Origin of the sequence: Curtobacterium sp. YR515 (assembly GCF_900113095.1) — a bacterium.
Taxonomy (GTDB): Bacteria; Actinomycetota; Actinomycetes; order Actinomycetales; family Microbacteriaceae; genus Curtobacterium.
In genome coordinates this window covers 361,192-377,096 of sequence record NZ_FOOD01000003.1, presented here as the reverse complement: position 1 = coordinate 377,096, position 15,905 = coordinate 361,192, and the positions used below count along the sequence as shown (strand labels likewise).

19 protein-coding genes are annotated in these 15,905 nt (G+C 72.0%); 8 read left to right on the top strand and 11 right to left on the bottom strand.

The features are described 5' to 3' along the window. Nucleotides 1-106: 106 nt before the first annotated feature. Together BM028_RS09970 and BM028_RS18690 are read right to left on the bottom strand one after the other, a co-directional pair. Entirely contained in the window at nt 107-1,756 is a 1,650-nt protein-coding gene (locus tag BM028_RS09970; protein WP_092386293.1) for a hypothetical protein, read from the bottom strand. Between the two features lie 90 nt (nt 1,757-1,846). Beyond that, nucleotides 1,847-3,193 carry a hypothetical protein gene (locus BM028_RS18690; RefSeq protein WP_217647246.1) on the bottom strand — a complete coding sequence of 449 codons (1,347 nt, stop codon included), beginning with the start codon at nt 3,191-3,193 and terminating at the stop codon, nt 1,847-1,849. Between the two features lie 111 nt (nt 3,194-3,304). Between BM028_RS18690 and BM028_RS09960 the strand changes: the two genes are divergently transcribed. Continuing rightward, nucleotides 3,305-3,736 (top strand): GNAT family N-acetyltransferase, encoded by a 432-nt coding sequence (locus BM028_RS09960; RefSeq protein WP_070418328.1) that lies wholly within the window; start codon nt 3,305-3,307, stop codon nt 3,734-3,736. Between the two features lies 1 nt (nt 3,737). Here BM028_RS09960 and BM028_RS09955 read toward each other — a convergent pair whose 3' ends face one another. After that, the gene (locus BM028_RS09955) at nt 3,738-4,265 is read right to left on the bottom strand and encodes an Lrp/AsnC family transcriptional regulator (RefSeq protein WP_070418327.1); all 528 of its coding nucleotides are present in this window, start codon (nt 4,263-4,265) and stop codon (nt 3,738-3,740) included. Between the two features lie 9 nt (nt 4,266-4,274). Beyond that, entirely contained in the window at nt 4,275-4,841 is a 567-nt protein-coding gene (locus BM028_RS09950) for a TetR/AcrR family transcriptional regulator (RefSeq protein WP_092386291.1), read from the bottom strand. A 110-nt stretch (nt 4,842-4,951) separates the two neighbouring features. On the opposite strand from BM028_RS09950, the gene BM028_RS09945 reads away from it, so the two are divergent. Next, nucleotides 4,952-6,427 carry an MFS transporter gene (locus BM028_RS09945; protein ID WP_092386289.1) on the top strand — a complete coding sequence of 492 codons (1,476 nt, stop codon included), beginning with the start codon at nt 4,952-4,954 and terminating at the stop codon, nt 6,425-6,427. Nucleotides 6,428-6,743: 316 nt separating this feature from the next. Further along, nucleotides 6,744-7,154, top strand: coding sequence for a phage holin family protein (locus BM028_RS09940; protein WP_092386287.1), 411 nt, complete (start codon nt 6,744-6,746; stop codon nt 7,152-7,154). Here the strand turns inward: BM028_RS09940 and BM028_RS09935 are convergent, their stop codons facing one another. Continuing rightward, nucleotides 7,155-7,661, bottom strand: coding sequence for a hypothetical protein (locus BM028_RS09935; protein ID WP_071296394.1), 507 nt, complete (start codon nt 7,659-7,661; stop codon nt 7,155-7,157). Nucleotides 7,662-7,698: 37 nt separating this feature from the next. Beyond that, nucleotides 7,699-8,088 carry a DUF5997 family protein gene (locus tag BM028_RS09930; RefSeq protein ID WP_070418322.1) on the bottom strand — a complete coding sequence of 130 codons (390 nt, stop codon included), beginning with the start codon at nt 8,086-8,088 and terminating at the stop codon, nt 7,699-7,701. Between the two features lie 33 nt (nt 8,089-8,121). Here BM028_RS09930 and BM028_RS09925 point away from each other — a divergent pair, with 33 nt between their 5' ends. Together BM028_RS09925 and BM028_RS09920 are read left to right on the top strand one after the other, a co-directional pair. Continuing rightward, the gene (locus tag BM028_RS09925; RefSeq protein ID WP_175496045.1) at nt 8,122-8,883 is read left to right on the top strand and encodes a LysR family transcriptional regulator substrate-binding protein; all 762 of its coding nucleotides are present in this window, start codon (nt 8,122-8,124) and stop codon (nt 8,881-8,883) included. Further along, nucleotides 8,880-9,350, top strand: a complete 471-nt coding sequence (locus tag BM028_RS09920; RefSeq protein ID WP_092386283.1) for a GNAT family N-acetyltransferase — start codon at nt 8,880-8,882, stop codon at nt 9,348-9,350. Before BM028_RS09925 ends, BM028_RS09920 begins: the two co-directional genes overlap by 4 nt. A 1-nt stretch (nt 9,351) precedes the next feature. On the opposite strand, the gene BM028_RS09915 is transcribed toward BM028_RS09920, so the two are convergent. The 3 genes from BM028_RS09915 to BM028_RS09905 are packed head-to-tail and all read right to left on the bottom strand — an operon-like array spanning nt 9,352 to nt 11,286. After that, entirely contained in the window at nt 9,352-10,161 is an 810-nt protein-coding gene (locus BM028_RS09915; RefSeq protein ID WP_092386281.1) for a DJ-1/PfpI family protein, read from the bottom strand. Between the two features lie 38 nt (nt 10,162-10,199). Further along, on the bottom strand, nt 10,200-10,817 hold the full coding sequence (locus BM028_RS09910) for a DNA-3-methyladenine glycosylase I (RefSeq protein WP_092386279.1): 618 nt from the start codon (nt 10,815-10,817) through the stop codon (nt 10,200-10,202). 52 nt (nt 10,818-10,869) lie between these two features. Then, on the bottom strand, nt 10,870-11,286 hold the full coding sequence (locus BM028_RS09905; protein WP_092386277.1) for a VOC family protein: 417 nt from the start codon (nt 11,284-11,286) through the stop codon (nt 10,870-10,872). 96 nt (nt 11,287-11,382) lie between these two features. Here BM028_RS09905 and BM028_RS09900 point away from each other — a divergent pair, with 96 nt between their 5' ends. Continuing rightward, entirely contained in the window at nt 11,383-11,913 is a 531-nt protein-coding gene (locus BM028_RS09900; RefSeq protein WP_092386275.1) for a DUF3800 domain-containing protein, read from the top strand. 196 nt (nt 11,914-12,109) lie between these two features. On the opposite strand, the gene BM028_RS09895 is transcribed toward BM028_RS09900, so the two are convergent. Next, nucleotides 12,110-12,439, bottom strand: a complete 330-nt coding sequence (locus BM028_RS09895) for a hypothetical protein (RefSeq protein WP_071294543.1) — start codon at nt 12,437-12,439, stop codon at nt 12,110-12,112. Between the two features lie 30 nt (nt 12,440-12,469). Continuing rightward, entirely contained in the window at nt 12,470-14,140 is a 1,671-nt protein-coding gene (locus BM028_RS09890; RefSeq protein WP_071294544.1) for a sodium:solute symporter family protein, read from the bottom strand. 139 nt (nt 14,141-14,279) lie between these two features. Between BM028_RS09890 and aroQ the strand changes: the two genes are divergently transcribed. Next, nucleotides 14,280-14,723 carry a type II 3-dehydroquinate dehydratase gene (aroQ, locus tag BM028_RS09885; protein ID WP_092386273.1) on the top strand — a complete coding sequence of 148 codons (444 nt, stop codon included), beginning with the start codon at nt 14,280-14,282 and terminating at the stop codon, nt 14,721-14,723. Between the two features lie 97 nt (nt 14,724-14,820). Continuing rightward, on the top strand, nt 14,821-15,873 hold the full coding sequence (locus BM028_RS09880; protein ID WP_092386271.1) for a Gfo/Idh/MocA family oxidoreductase: 1,053 nt from the start codon (nt 14,821-14,823) through the stop codon (nt 15,871-15,873). The last annotated feature ends 32 nt before the right edge of the window (nt 15,874-15,905 follow it).

The following is a 15,905-nucleotide window of genomic DNA, read 5'->3' as shown; positions in this document are numbered from 1 at the left end:
TTCGGCGTTCGTCCAGCGGACGGCGGACGGCGGACACAGGTCCGGCCGACGGCGGGCACGGGTGCGAGGGGCACCGCGGCGCGGTGCCCCTCGAGCCCGTCGGACGTCAGTGCCGCTTGCGCAGCACCAGGGTCCCGGCTCCGGCGAGGAGCAGCAGCAGGGCGATGCCCGCGGGGACGACCGGCGAGGACGCTCCCGTGTAGGCGAGGGCCGGCTGGCTGCTCGACGCAGCCACCGTGCGGACGGCGGCCTGGACGACCGTCGAGGCGCCGGCGGTCGTCGCGACGACCGTCGCGGGCCGGGAGGCGCTGGTCGCCACGGCCGCGCCGGCCCCGGTGGCCGGGGTGGTCACCGAGACGGGCGTGGTGCCGTCGCCGGCGCCGTTCCCGTCGCCGGGGTCGGTGCCGTCACCAGGGGTGGTGCCGTCACCGGGGTCCGTGCCGTCACCAGGGGTGGTGCCGTCGCCCGGGTCCGTGCCGTCGCCGGGGTCGGTGCCGTCACCGGGCGTCGTGCCGCCACCGGGCGTCGTCGTCGAGCTGGTGCCGTCGCCGACGATGCCGATCCCGTTGCCGCCGATGGTGATCGGGAGGCTGATCACGGGTGTGATCTGGCTGCCCGAGAGCAGTCCCCCGTCACCCGAGGTGGATCCGCCCGTGGTGGGCGTCGTGGTCCCGGTCGCCGGGGCCGTGGAACCGGTGCTCGTGCCGTCACCGACGAGGCCGATGCCGTTCCCACCGATCGTCACCGGAACCGACACCACCGGGGACACCTGCGTGCCCGAGGCCGTGCCGTCCGACCCCGAGGTCGAACCACCCGCGGCCGGCGTCGTGGTGCCGGTCGCCGGGGCAGCTGCCCCCGCCGAGGTGCCGTCACCGAGCAGCCCGATGCCGTTGCCCGACACCGTCACCGGGACGGACACCACGGGCGCGACCTGCGTGCCCGAGGCCGTGCCGTCCGACCCCGAGGTCGAACCACCCGCGGCCGGCGTCGTGGTACCGGTCGCCTGGGCCGCCGACCCCGAACTGGCGCCGTCACCGAGCAGCCCGATGCCGTTGCCCGACACCGTCACCGGCACCGACACCACGGGCGCGACCTGCGTGCCCGAGGCCGTGCCGTCCGACCCGGAGGTCGTCGGCGCCGCGGCCGGAGCAGCAGGCGTCGAGGCAGCGGGCGCCGACGCGGCAGGCGTGGCGGCAGCGGACACGGCGTCGCCGCCGACCGCCACCGCGTTGCCCGTGGCGGAGACCGGCGCGGTCACCGCACCGGCGACCTGGGTCCCCGAGGCGATGCCGTCCGACCCGGAGGTCGTCGGCGCCGCCGCGGGCGCAGCAGCAGGGGCCGCCGGAGCAGCCGAAGCTGCCGGAGCCGGAGCGGATACCGCGGCAGCGTCGCCACCGACCGCGATCGCGTTGCCCGAAACCTGGACGGGCGCCGCGACGTCCGGCAGGACCTGCGTCCCCGAGGCGATGCCGTCGGCACCCGACGTGGACGGTGTCGCGGCCGGAGCCGAGGACGACGGTGCGGCCGGGGCCGCGGGCGCTGCGGGCCGGGTGATCGACGACACCGCGTCGCCGAGGACCCCGAGTGCGTTGCCGGTCGCGGACACCGGCGCGTCGATCGACGGCGCCACCTGTGTGCCCGAGGCGGTGCCGTCCGCTCCGGAGGTCGTCGCCGCGTTCGCCGCGACCGCACCCCCGAGCGTCAGACCGCCGACGAAGAGGGCGAACCAGAGCCCTCTCGAGACGTACTTGTTCATGATCGTTGCTCCCTGATCGAGATGAGATGTGGACCGACCGCGATGGCGGCCGGCGGTGCGTGCCTGCCGTGTCGGACAGGCGCACCGATCTCAGTCAGGGGCGACGTCGTGCTCGCCGACGATGGACGCGGGGACCGCGTCGTCGGCGATGGTGCCGCGTGACCCCGCGGCGAGGGAGACCTGGTCGTCGGAACCGACGATGCCGACGGCTGCTGCCGACCCGCCGGAACCGGCAGCGGTGCCGCCGAGGGCACCGGTGGCGGAACCGTCCGCGGGGCCGCCGAACGTGACGCCGTGGCCCTCGGGGACGAGGAGTGCCCGGCCGCCGAACGTCGCGTCCTGCACGCCCGGTGCAGCGGCGGCGCTCCCACCTCCGGCGAGCACGGAGGCCCGCTCGGTGGCGACGGCGTCCGTCCGCTCGGCAGCGCTCCCCGGCGCCACGGTTGCCGGCGCGACAGCGCTGGCAGCGCCCGGGGACGTGAGCGACGGTGTCGACGCGACCGGGGCCGTGGACGTGCCGCCCACCGGAGCGGTGGGGAGGCCGACGACGGGATCCGTGCCTCCTGGCAGGACGCCGCCGACCGTCGGCGGCAGGCCGGTGAGCACGTCCGGCACCGATCCGACGACCGTGCCGACGCCGCCGAGGGTGTCGTCCACCAGCCCGCTGACCGGGTCGGTCACGGTGCCGAGGGTGTCGTCGCCGAGGACCGTGCCGACGACCGGGAGGCCGCCGACCACCTGGTCGAGCGAGTGCACGACGGTGGTCACGGGGCGAGCGTCGGTGAGGGTCTGGACGGCTCCGCTGACGGGACGGAGGACGGTCGCGACCGTGCCGGTGACGGGCCTGGAGGCGCTGCTCGCCTCCGCCGGTCCGGCCTGCGGTGCTGCGGGGGTCGCGCTGGTCGCTGCGGGTGCCGCCGCGGGGGCGGTCGCGGGCTGCGCTGCCGGTGCTGCGGGTGCAGCCGGGGCGGGCGCGGCGTGTGCCGGTGTGGACGGTGCCGGAGCGGCGCTCGACGGCTGCGTGTGGGCCGGAGCGGCGCTCGACGGCTGCGTGTGGGCAGGAGCGGCGGGGGCCGGTGCCGCCGGGGCCGCGGGTGCCGGGTGCGCTGCCGGGGCGCTCGGTGCGGGCGCGGCCGGGGCTGCCGGAGCGGCGGGGACGACGGCCGTCCGGACCGGGGCGACGACGCCGTCGACGACGTGCCCGACCCCACCGGCGACGCCCTGGACGGTGTCGCCGAGGCCGTCGACGACCCCGCCGACCAGCCCGCGCTGCTGCGACGGGTGGGTCTGCAGCGTCTGCTGGGCGGGCGCGGGGGCCGCCGCGGCCGGACGAGCGCCGAGCACCAACGAGAGCAGCACGAGGGCAGCGGCGATGCCGACGCCGAACGCGACGTACCGGATCATCGCGCGCCAGGGTGCGCGCAACGGCTGGTCCATGCGCTCACCTCCTGATCTCGGCTGCGCACGTAGAGTGGTTGTCCGGCAATGTACGCCGCTCCGTTCCGGAACGCACCCTGTTTCGGAAGAAATCGTCAGGAAAGGCCGGTCTTGGTCTCGATCTTCAACGCCCCGACGCGCAACCTGGACGTCGTCACCCTGCACGAGATCCTGCGACTCCGGCAGGACGTGTTCGTGGTCGAGCAGGCAGCCGCCTACCCGGACATCGACGGGCGCGACCTCGAGCCCGGCACGCTGCAGTTCTGGGCGGGGCAGGGCTCGGTCGACGCCACGCTCCGGCTCCTCCGCGAGGACGACGGCACCGAGCGCATCGGCCGCGTCGCCACCGCGAAGGCCGCCAGGGGGCAGGGGCTGTCGTCGCTGCTGATGGAGGCCGCGATCGCCGAGGCACGCTCCCCGCGCATCGCGATCGACGCCCAGGCGCACCTCGAGCAGTGGTACGCCCGGTTCGGGTTCGTGCGCTCGGGCGAGGACTTCAACGAGGACGGGATCCCCCACCTCCCGATGACCCGCACGCGCTGAGTCAGGCCCGCCAGCGCCGGAGCTCGTCGAACGACCGCCCCTGCTGTGCACGGTCGGCGACGAGCCGTTCGAACACGATGTTCGTCTGCGTCGTCGCCACCGAGGGGTCGCCGCTGAGCTCGTCGGCCACGAAGTCGCGGAGTTGCTCGGTGGACGTGCACGCGATGTGCACGAGGAAGTCCTTGTCGCCGGCCAGGAACGACACGTCCTGCACGACGGGCACCCGGAGCAGCCGCTTCGCGAAGTCGCGGAGCTCGTGGCGTGCTGCGGCGTGCACCCGGACCGAGACCATCGCCTCGATCGCGAAGCCGAGCCGTGCGACGTCCACGTCGGCCCGGTAGCCACGGATGACCCCGGCGTCCTCGAGTGCACGGACGCGCGTCAGGCACGTCGACGGGGCGATGCCGACCGCAGCGGCGAGGCGGTTGTTCGGGATCCGGGCGTCGGCGGCGAGGGTCCAGAGGATCCGCTCGTCGACCTCGTCGAGGCGCGGCGCGGGATCGGGGCGACGGACGTGGCGATCGGACACGGCTCGACGCTACCGCGGCCCGGCGAGGAGCTGCCGCAGGACCCCGGTGAGCGCGTCCGAGACCGCGTGGTGGTCGGCCGACGCGAGCGGCTCGACTTTCGTGGACGTCCGGAGCATCGTCATGCCGAGCACCACCGCCAGGGCGATCTCGGCGCGGAGGAGCAGGTCGTCGGTGACCTCGTCGTGGACGGCCCCGGCGAGTCGTTCGGCGTAGCGGCGCAGTGTCTCGCGGCGGATGGCGTCCGCGCCGTCGTCTCCCGAGGAGCGCAGCAGCAGCATGAGCTGGAGCGAGTCGTCGTCGGTCGGGGACCGGACGGCGTGCTCGATCATGCCGGCGAGGGACCGCTCGAGGTCCGGCACGGGCCGCTCCTCGGCGCCGAGGTCGCGGGCGACGCGGTCGAGACACTCCCGGAAGAGCCCCTCCTTCGACACGAAGTACCGGTTGATCAGGGCGACGTTCACGCCGGCGTCCGCGGCGATGTCGCGCACGGTGGTGGCCCGGTAGCCGTCGAAGGCGAACCGACGTCGCGCGGCCTGCACGAGCAGTCGGCGGGTTGCCTCGGCGTCCTTGCTCATGCTCCGAGCGTAGCGGGTCGAGGACTGATGTAAGCAAGTGTTGACATCCGCCTGGAACCGCGTACCCTCGTCAAGTCAGCAACTGTTTACATCCGAGCCTACGGAGCACGATGACCGAGACCATGGAGACCCCGCGGACCGGGTCCCACCCCACCACCGGTGCGCGCCGACCGAACAGCACGGCGATCATCGTCTACCTGTCGCTCGGCGGCCTGTCCTTCGCCGTCCTGCAGTCGCTCGTCGCACCGGCGCTGTCGACCATCGGACACGACCTCGGCGCCTCCACGAGTGCGACGAGCTGGGTGCTCACGGCGTACCTGCTGTCGGCATCGGTGCTCACGCCGATCCTCGGCCGGCTCGGGGACATGGTCGGCAAGCGCAAGGTGCTCATCGTCGTCCTGTCGATCCTCCTCGTCGGCGCCGTCCTCGCCGCTCTCGCACCGAACCTCGGCACGCTGATCGTCGGTCGCGCGCTCCAGGGTGCCGCCGGTGCCGTGATGCCGCTGTCGATCGGCATCGTGCGCGACGAGCTCCCGAAGGAGAAGGTCAGCGTCACGATCGGCCTGCTGTCGGCGATCTTCGGCATCGGCGCGGGCGTCGGGATCGTCGCCGCGGGCCCGATCGTCGAACACCTCTCGTGGCACTGGCTGTTCTGGCTCCCCGCCGTGCTCGTCGTCATCGCTCTGCTCGGCGCGGTCTTCGGCATGCCCGAGTCCCCGGTCCGGAAGCCCGGTCGCCTGGACATGCTCGGCACCGGTGTGCTCGCGGTCTCCCTGGTCGCGATCCTGCTGGCGATCAGCGAGGGCGAGACCTGGGGTTGGGGCGACGGCAAGACCGTCGGTCTGCTGATCCTCGGCGCGGTCGCACTCGTCGCCTTCGTACTCGTCGAGCTCCGCGTCGCCGAGCCGCTCATCGACGTCCGGCTGTTCGCGGTCCGCGGCGTCTGGACGGCCCACGTGGTCGCGCTCGTCTTCGGCTTCGCGATGTTCGGCACGTTCGTCCTCGTCCCGACGCTCCTCCAGCTCCCGACCGCCGTCGGGTACGGGTTCGGCAAGGACGTGACCGAGGCCGGGCTCTTCCTGCTCCCGACCGTCGTCATGATGATCATCGCCGGGCCGATCGCCGGCATCCTCGTCCGCAAGGTCGGCCCGAAGCCGCCGATGCTGCTCGGTGGGGTCGCCATCGTCGCCGCGTTCCTCATCCCCGCGATCTCGCACGCCGCGATCGCCGAGGTCGTCGTGTCCGGCGTCCTGACGGGCATCGGCATCGGCCTCGCCCTCGCCGCGTGCTCGAACGCGATCATCGAGAGCGTCCCCGCGAACCAGACCGGCGAGGCCATCAGCGCCAACACCGTCGTCCGCACGATCGGCTCCAGCGTCGGCACCGCGGTCATCGCGGCGCTGATCACGTCGCACACCACCGCGCAGGGGCTGCCGACCGACGACGCGTTCACGATCGGGTTCTGGGCGTGCACGGGCGTGGCCGTCCTCGCGGTCCTCGCCGCCGTCGCAGCACCGTCGATGCGGGCGCGGCGGGCCGCTGCCGCCGCACGCGGGATCGACGACCTGGACGAGATCGCGTCCTAGCGCACCACGGCGGTCGAGACCCGACCGTCTCCGGAGGCCCGGCCTGCGTCGACGACGCGAGCCGGGCCTCCAGTCCGTCACCCGCTCGTCCCCGCGGCGGACGCGCCGAAGCCCGTGTTCTTCTCGGCGCGTGACCGTTCCGGTTCGCGATCCCCGGCATCCGCGAACCAGAACGGTCACGCGCCGGACGGAACCTGCTCGTCGCCGGCGGTCCTGGGAACCCGCCGAGCATGCGCGTCGCAGGCGTGACGACTCCTGTCCCCGACGCGTCACCCTGGTGGGTGCGGACGACCGCGCCCGAGGAACAGGAGACACCATGAGCACCGACCACGACGACACCACGACCGGCAAGCCGTCCTTCCGTGACACCGTCACCGCCGGGCTCGTGCAGAAGGCGCTCGAGCCGGTGCTCCGCGCCGTCCGTGACGAGGTCGCATCGGCACGACGCGAGATCGGCGACCGCGTCAGCGGCGCGAAGACGGGCCTCGTGCTCACCGGTGTCGCGGTGGCGTTCGCGCTGACGACCCTCGTCCTGCTCGCCGGGTTCGTGGTGGTGCTGCTTACGCTCGTGCTCCCGCTCTGGGCCGCGACCGGCATCACGCTCGTCGTGTTCGGCGTCGTCACCGCGGTCCTCGCGGTCGTCGGCATCGCCGGCATCCGTCGGGGTGTGCCGCCGGTGCCGTCCGACACGATCCACGAGGTGCAGGAGCGCGTGGCGAACCGCTGACTACATCGCGAGCGTCATGCCGACGACGGCGACCGTCATCGCGAAGACCTCGCCGCTCCGGACGGCACGCCGGTCTTCTCGTGCCCACTCGTGGCGGAGCAGCCACCCGCTGAACGCGGCGTAGCCGATCACTCCGGCGCCGAGCACCGCGGTCAGGGCGATGCCGTGGCCCGCGTGTCCGTCGGCGATGCCCGTGGCGTGCCCCATCAGGAGCATCCCGGACATCACGACCGCGGACAGCGCCCGGTGGACGTCCATCGGCTCGGCACGGCGACCGTCGGCGCGGCGCCGCCGCATGACGGGCAGCGGCGCGAGGAGCAGGAGCACGGTGGCGGCGAGGAGCGTCCACACCGCTCCGGCGTGCACGACGGGCATGAGCATCGCGACGAGCATCACCGCCGCGGGGACGATCACGCCCGGGCGAGGCCGGTACCGGTCCCCCACGATGCAGCACACCGACGCGAACTGCGGCACGACGAGCATGGCGTCGGCGACGGTCTCGTGCACGGGGTGTCCTCGGGCGGCGGGGTGGTGCGGGTCGGGGTCAGTCCTCGGTGCGGCCAGCGGCCTTCGCGGCACGCTCCTGCTTCACGCGGGCGTTCTCGGCGTGCACCGCGGCCTGCGTCGCGCGCTCGCGGACGAGCCACTCGGGCTTCTGCTCGAGCAGCGTCTTGATCTCCGCCGTGGTGAGCGGTTCGTCGATGCCCGCACGGGTCAGCCCCGAGATCGACACGCCGAGCTTCTGCGCCACGACGGGTCGCGGGTGCGGTCCGTCGCGACGGAGGTCCTCGAGCCAGGTCGGGGGTTCCGTACGGAGTTCGTCGAACGCGGTCCGGCTGATCGGCGCGTCCCGGAAGGTCTCCGGGGCGGCCGCCAGCAGGATGCCGAGCTTCTTCGCGGCCGTCTCGGGCTTCATGGTCTGTTCCTGCGCCATGGACACAAGGGTACGGCCCCTATGCTCGGTTGCATGACCGCGGCACTCACCATCGCCTTCGTGCCGGGGGTGTCCCCCGCGAAGTGGGCCCGCGTCTGGCGCGAGCGCTTCCCCACGACCGAGCTCCGACTCCGCCCGATCGGAGCGGACGAGGTCGACGACGCACTCGCCGGCGAGGCCGACATGGTGTTCGCCCGGGTCCCCGTCTCCGACGCGCACAACGCCATCCCGCTCTGGACCGAGACCGCCGTCGTCGCGATGCCGAAGGACTCCCCGCTCGCGGACCTCGCCGAGGTCGACCTCGCCGCGACCGACGTGCACGTCGTCGACCCCGGCCCGGTCCCGGAGGACGTCGACGCCACGCTCGACCTGGTCGAGGCGAACGTCGGCGTGGCCGTCCTCCCCCAGTCCCTCTTCCGTGCCGCGAGCCGCAAGGAGCTCGTCAGCCGCACGCTCGCGGGCTCGCCCGGCACCCGGATCGTGCTCGTCTGGCGTTCCGAGGACGCCACCGAGACCACCGAGGAGTTCATCGGCGTGGTCCGCGGGCGCACCGCGAACAGTTCGCGGGGTGACCAGGACCAGCCAGGAGGCGCGGCTCCCGACCCGAAGGACGGGTCGCGTCCGGCGAAGGGCGGCAGCAAGGCCGCACCGTCGAACGCGAAGACGGTCGCCAAGCGCGGCGCCACCAAGGGCACCGGTGGCAAGAGCGGCGGCGGGAAGAACTCGACCGGTCGCGGGCGTGTGCAGCGCGGCATGAAGGGCAAGCCGAAGCGCGGGTCGAAGGGCAACCGGTGACGGACACGCACCTCGTCGCGATGCCGGCCGAGCGACTGCCCGGGTGGCTCGACCGCACGATGGCGGAGTACGTCGAGTCACGCATCCGGGCGGGCGAGACGCGGGAGCGCGCCGAGGCGAACAAGCAGCAGTCCCTCGACAAGTGGTTCCCCGACGGAACGCCGCTGCCCGAGCACTTCGTCTGGGACGTCCTCGACGGTGTCGACGCCGTGGTCGGGTACCTCTGGATCGGCCCGTTCGCACCGGGCAGCACCGACTGGTGGGTGTTCGACGTCGAGATCGACGAGCCGAACCGACGCAGGGGGCACGCCCGCCGAGCGCTCGAGCAGGCGCACGAGGTCGCCCGCGCGAACGGCGCCCGGACCATCGGCCTGAACGTGTTCGGGTACAACACGGGCGCGCAGGACCTCTACGCGCGACTCGGCTACGGCGTCACCGCGACGCAGATGCAGCTCCCGCTCGTCTGACTCAGTGCATCACGGCCGCAGCCGCCCGCGCCACCCGGTCACCACGTGCCGTTTCCGCTGCGGCACGCGCCTCGGTCACGATCCGGGTGTCCGCCCGGACCGCCGAACCCGCGTCGAACGGGGGCTGCGGGTCGTACTCGATCTGGAGCTGGATCGCCTCGGCTGCAGGCTGCCCGGCCAGTTCGGCCGCGAGCCAGAGCGCCATGTCGATGCCGGCGCTCACCCCGGCCGCGGTGACGACGGCCCCGTCGTCCACGACACGGTCGTCGACCGGCTGCGCGCCGAACGCCGCGAGCATCGGCTTCGACGCCCAGTGCGTCGTCGCGCGCTTGCCGGCGAGCAACCCCGCCGCGCCGATGACGAACGCGCCGGTGCACACCGAGGTCACCCACGTGGCGCGCTCGGCCTCGCGCCGGACGAACGCGACCACCGCGGGGTCGAGCATCGCGTCGAAGGCGCCGTCGCCGCCGGGGACGACGAGCACGTCGGCCGGGCTGGCATCACCGATGGTCGTGGTCGGTACGAGCGACAGCCCGCAGTCGCTCGGTACCGGGTCGAGCGTCGCCGCGACGTACTCGACGCGGGCTCCCGGGACGCGGCACAGCACCTGCGCCGGCCCGGTCAGGTCGAGCTGCGTCAGGCCGGGGAACAACAGGAACGCGATCCGGATCTCGGCCGGGTCGTGCTCGGGGATGCCGGCACCGGGGTCGTCGGACGGCTCGGGCGTCGGCACCTCGGCGTCGAGGGGCACCTCCACCACCTCGGCCTCGACCGGGTGGACGGGGCGGACGCGCGGGTTCTCGGAGCTCATGCCGCGACCCTAGCCCTGCACCGTCGGCACCGTCGGGGTCAGCTCCAGACGCCGGAGGTCCCCCGACGGTGGCTGCCGACGAGGTGCGTGTCGACGATGCCGAGCGCCTCCATCAGCGCGTACATCGTCGTGGGACCGACGAAGGCGAAACCCCGCTTCCGGAGCGCCTTCGACAGTGCGACGGACTCGTCCGACTTCGTCGGGACGTCGGCGTACGTGACCGGCTCGGGCGTCGTCGCCGGCCGGAACGACCACACGAAGTCGGCCAGGCCGCCGTCCTCGCGCAGGGCGATCGTGGCGTTCGCGTTGGTGATCGTCGCGAGGATCTTCGCCCGGTTCCGCACGATGCCGGCGTCGGCCATGAGCCGTGCGACGTCGTCCTCGCCGAACGCAGCGACCGTGTCGGCGTCGAAGTCCGCGAACGCTGCCCGGAACGCCGGACGCTTCGCGAGGATCGTCCGCCAGGACAGCCCGGACTGGAACGCCTCGAGCGACAGGCGTTCGAACACTCCGCGCTCGTCGCGCACGGGCATGCCCCACTCGGTGTCGTAGTAGTCGCGCAACAGCTCGTCACTCGATGCCCACACGGGCCGGGCGAGGCCGTCGTCACCCATGACGAGGTCGGACGGGGCAGCGGCGACGGGCTCGGAGCTCATGGCACCATCCTGGCCGTCGCCACAGACACCCGCCGCCGACACCCGCCGCCGATCACTCGGCGGGCGGACCGTCCTGCGCTGCCTGCGCGTCCATCCACACGTACTCCCAGCGGTGCCCGTCGGGGTCGACGAAGCTCCGCTGGTACATGAACCCGAGGTCCATCTCGGGGCGGTCCTCGGAGCCGCCGGCGGCGACCGCTGCGTCGACGATCCGGTGCACCTCGTCCTTGGAGTCGGCGCTGAGCGAGTTGATGACCTCGATCGTGTCCGCGTCGGCGATGGTCTTCGTGGTGAACTCCGCGAACTTGGCGTGGGTGAGCACCATGACGTAGATGGTGTCGCTCACCACGACGCACGCCGCGGTGTCGTCGCTGAACGCCGGGTTGATCGAGTAGCCGAGGGCCTCGTAGAACGCCTTCGAGCGCTCGAGGTCGGCGACGGGCAGGTTGATGAAGACCATCGTGTCCATGGGGAGGATCCTTTCGTCGTGCTCAACCTGGCGCGCCCGGGATCGGAGCGCAACCGTTTCATCGGCGAAGCAACCGGTACGCAATATACTGGCTCGATGCAGACGGCGTACGTCGACGAGTCCGAGCCCGGCGGCGGACTCGACCACACCGCGTACGTGATGGCCGCGGTGGTCGTGCACGACCGGGAGCGCGACGACGTCCGCACCGGGATCCGAGCCGCGACGCCCCGTCGGATGCGGAAGCTGCACTGGTACGAAGCGCTGCACGCGCAGCGGATCTCGTGGCTCGAACTCCTGCGTCGCGCGGTCGCGGTCGTCGTCGTCCGCTACGACGGGGCGGCCGCGCGCGTGGAACGCCGACGGCGCCACTGTCTCGAACGACTGGTGTGGGAACTCGAACAACGCGGCGTCGGGGAGATCGTCATCGAGTCCCGCGGACGGGCCCACGACGACGCAGACCGATCGATGTTCGATGCGCTCCGACGTCGAGGGGTCGGGCGCTCGGTCCGCCACGAGCACGTGCGCCCGGACGACGAGCCGCTGGTCGCGCTGGCCGACCTGGCGTGCGGCGCACACGTCGCCGCGCTCGACCACGAGTTCGACGGATCGGTCGTCCGCGTGCCGTGAACGCAGCCGGACAGCGCAAAACCCCGGTCCCGCGCTGGCTGCAGGATGCTCCGGGGCTCACTTCCGACCGAGCAGCACGCGATCGACATATCAATACTAGGGCCGCCGCGAGACTGCCGTCAACCGGCACCGAGACGGACGGGAGGCGCGGTGCCAGCCGGCACCGCGCCTCCCGTCCGTTGGTCAGCTCAGCTGATCACGCGAGCTCGCGGCCCTCGCCGGCCGCCTTCTGGTGCTCCTCGGCTTCGGCCTGGCCGATGATGTCTTCCGCCGGGACGGGGTTCAGCCGATCCCAGAGGAAGAAGAGCAGCCCGCCGACGAGCATCGACAGCCCGACCCACAGGTTGATGTGGATGCCACCGGTCTTCTCGGGGTCGGTGTTCCAGTGCACGATGCCGACGATGGTCACGATGACGCCGTACAGGACGAACAGGCCACCGAGGATGCGACGCAGGTCGAGTCGGCGGGTGGAGCGGACGAGGGCGGCCTTCTGCTCCTCGGTCATGGCGGTGTTGGTGTCGCTCATGGGAGATCTCCTTCGCGGGTCTTCGCGGGCCTAGAGGAACGGGAGGTAGAGGACGACGCACAGGATCAGTGCGACGGTGCCGAGCAGCGCCGGGGAGCGGTACCAGGCGGTGTCGGTCGCGACGGAGTCGCTGTGCAGGTCGATCTTGCCGACGCCGTACACCAGCCCGCCGAGCTCCTTCTCGTCCTTCGGCTTCGTGACCATCGACACGACGAACCCGACGACGAGCACGGTGACGAACGAGATGATCGCGCCGTAGAGGGTCTCGGCGGTCGCGGTGGCGAACAGGTCCGGGTTGACGAGGTACGCGATCCACGTGATCGTCGGCGTCACGATGCCGAGGATGTAGCCCCACAGCGCACCGGCGGTGGTCATCCGCTTCCAGAGCAGCCCGAGGATGAACACGGCGAACAGCGGCGCGTTGAAGAACGAGAACAGCGTCTGCATGTACGTCATGATGTTCGACGCCTGCGCGGCGATGAACGCGGTCGCGATGCCGACGAGCACGCCGACGACGGTGACCCAGCGCCCGGTCTTCAGGTAGTGCACGTCGGGCATGTTCGGCTTGATGTAGCGCTGCCAGATGTCGTACGTGAAGACGGTGTTGAACGACGACACGTTCGCCGCCATACCGGCCATGAACGAGGCGAGGAGGCCCGTGACCGCGACGCCCAGCACACCGGTCGGCAGGTACATCTGGATGAGCTTCGGGATCGCGTCGTTGTAGTCGAGGGCGCCCGAGGCGAACTGGTTGCCCACGACGGCCGCGGCGATGAGGCCGGGGATGACGACGATCGCCGGGATGAAGAGCTTCGGGATCGCGGCGATGAGCGGGGTGCGGCGGGCGGCGGACATGTTCTTCGCCGAGAACGCGCGCTGCACCTCGGTGAAGTTCGTCGTCCAGTAGCCGAAACCGAGGACGAACCCGAGGCCGAGCACGATCGCGAGCCAGTTCGCACCGATCGGGTTCGTGACGTCGCCGAAGCCGGTGCCGGCCCACGCCTGCAGGTGCTGCACACCCTGGGTCTCGGTGATGGCCTTCGAGAGGCCGCTCCAACCACCGACGCGGTGCAGACCGACGATCGTCAGCGGGATGAGGCCGGCGATGATCACGAAGAACTGCATGACCTCGTTGTAGATCGCGCTGGAGAGCCCGCCGAGGGTGATGTAGACGAGCACGAAGCCCGCGGACACGATGATCGCGAGCCACTCCGGCCAGCCGAGCATCGCCTCGATGACGATGGCCATGGCGTAGAGGTTGATGCCGGCGATGAGCACGTTCGACACCGCGAACGCGATCGAGTTCACCAGGTGCGGGGCCTTGCCGAAGCGGCGGAGCATGAACTCCGGCACACTGCGGACCTTGGACCCGTAGTAGAAGGGCATCATCACGAGCCCGAGGAACACCATGGCCGGCACGGCACCGACCAGGTAGTAGTGCAGGGTCGCCATGCCGATCTGGGCACCGTTGGCGGCCATGCCGAGGATCTCGGTCGCGCCGAGGTTCGCGGACACGAACGCGAGGCCCGTGATCCACGCGGGCATCGAGCGGCCCGACAGGAAGAAGTCCATGCTCGTCCGGACCTGCTTCCGGGCGGTGAAACCGATCCCGATGACGACCGCGAAGTACACGATGATCATCAGGTAGTCGACCCAGCCCAGATCGAGCCGGATCCCGTTGTTCGCTGCAGCGAGAACCATTCAAACTCCACGTCAGTGTGTTGCGATCGACAACTCCGCCGACCCGGACGGGAACGTTACACCGGATTGTGACCGTTCACATAGCCGAGGTATGCATCGCACCCGCAATGCGACTGCGGGCGCTCGGTAGGCTCCTGGCATGACCGAGCAGCCGCGCATCCTCGTCCTCAACGGCCCGAACCTCGACGTCCTCGGACGGCGCGACCCGGACCAGTACGGCACGGTGACGCTCGCTGAGATCGAGGCGATCGTGCACACCGAGGCCGCGGTGCACGAGCTCGAGGCGGACTTCCGGCAGACGAACCGCGAGGGCGAGCTCGTCGAGTGGCTGCACGAGGCACTCGACGACTTCGTGGGCGTCGTGATCAACCCCGCCGCCTACGCCCACACCTCGGTCGCACTGCACGACGCGGTCGAGGCACTGTCGGTGCCGGTCGTCGAGGTGCACCTCTCGAACACGTGGAAGCGCGAGCCGTTCCGGCACGTCGACCACGTCGCGACGGCAGCGACGGCCGTCATCGCCGGCGCCGGTGCGGACGGCTACCGCCTGGCGGTCGCGCACGTCGCGTCCCTGCTCGGCTGAGTCAGTTCCAGGAGGTGCGGGTCGGGCCCGCACCGCGCCTCCCGTCTCACGCGCTGGAACGTTCCGTCCGTGCGGATCGCGCGCTATGTTCTTATGTATGGACAAAGTGCGCATCGGGCTCGTCGGCTACGGCATCGGCGGGCGGGCCTTCCACCGGCCGTTCCTGACGGACGCCGAGGGGACCGACCTGGTGGGCGTCGTGGCACGCTCGTCCGACAAGCGGGAACAGCTCGCGTCCGACCTGCCCGGCGTCCCCGTGCACGACTCGCTCGGCGACCTGCTGGCGGCCGGGGTCGACGCCGTCGTGATCACCACTCCCCCGTCGACCCGGCGCGACCTCGTGCTCGAAGCGGTCGCGGCCGGCGTCGCCGTGGTCGCGGACAAGCCGTTCGCACCCGATCCGTCGACCGCACGCGAGCTCCGCGACGCCGCCGCGCAGGCCGGGGTCGTCATCGCGCCCTTCCACAACCGCCGGTGGGACACCGACCTCGTGACGCTGCGCGGGGTCCTCGAGGACGGACGGGTCGGCACGCCGCTGCGGTTCTGGTCGCGGTTCGACCTGGTCGAACGCGAGGGCATCGCGACCGGCGTCGGGGGCGGCGTGCTCTCGGACATCGGGTCGCACCTGGTCGACCAGGCGGTGTCGCTGTTCGGATCGATCGTGCGGGTGTCGTGCACGCTCGACGTCCGGGACGCCCGCGCGCTCGGACGCGACCAGGACGGCGACATCGATGCCGGGTTCACCCTGGCGGCGACGCACGGCTCCGGCGTGGAGTCCGTCCTGACGTCGAACAAGGCGGGCTGGCTGGGCACTCGTCGCCTGCGCGTGGACGGGGTCGACGGGACGTACGAGGCCTCGAGCACCGACGTGCAGGCGCAGGCCGCGGTCGCGGGGCACGCACCGGCCGACGACCGTGCCGGGTGGGGCGTCGAGCCGGCCGGCGGGACGCTCACGACGGCGGCGGGATCGGTCGAGGTCCCGTCGTCGCAGAGCTCGTACACCGACTACTACGAGCGGTTCGCGCGTGCGGTCCGGGGACTCGGGCCGGTACCGGTGCCCGCGGATGACGCCGTGCACGTGGTGGACGTCCTCGACGCAGCGCGTCGCTCGGCGGCATCGGGCGAGACGATCGCGGTCCCCGCGCCCTGACGCGTGCGCTGCGCCGCCGCACGGCGGGCTCC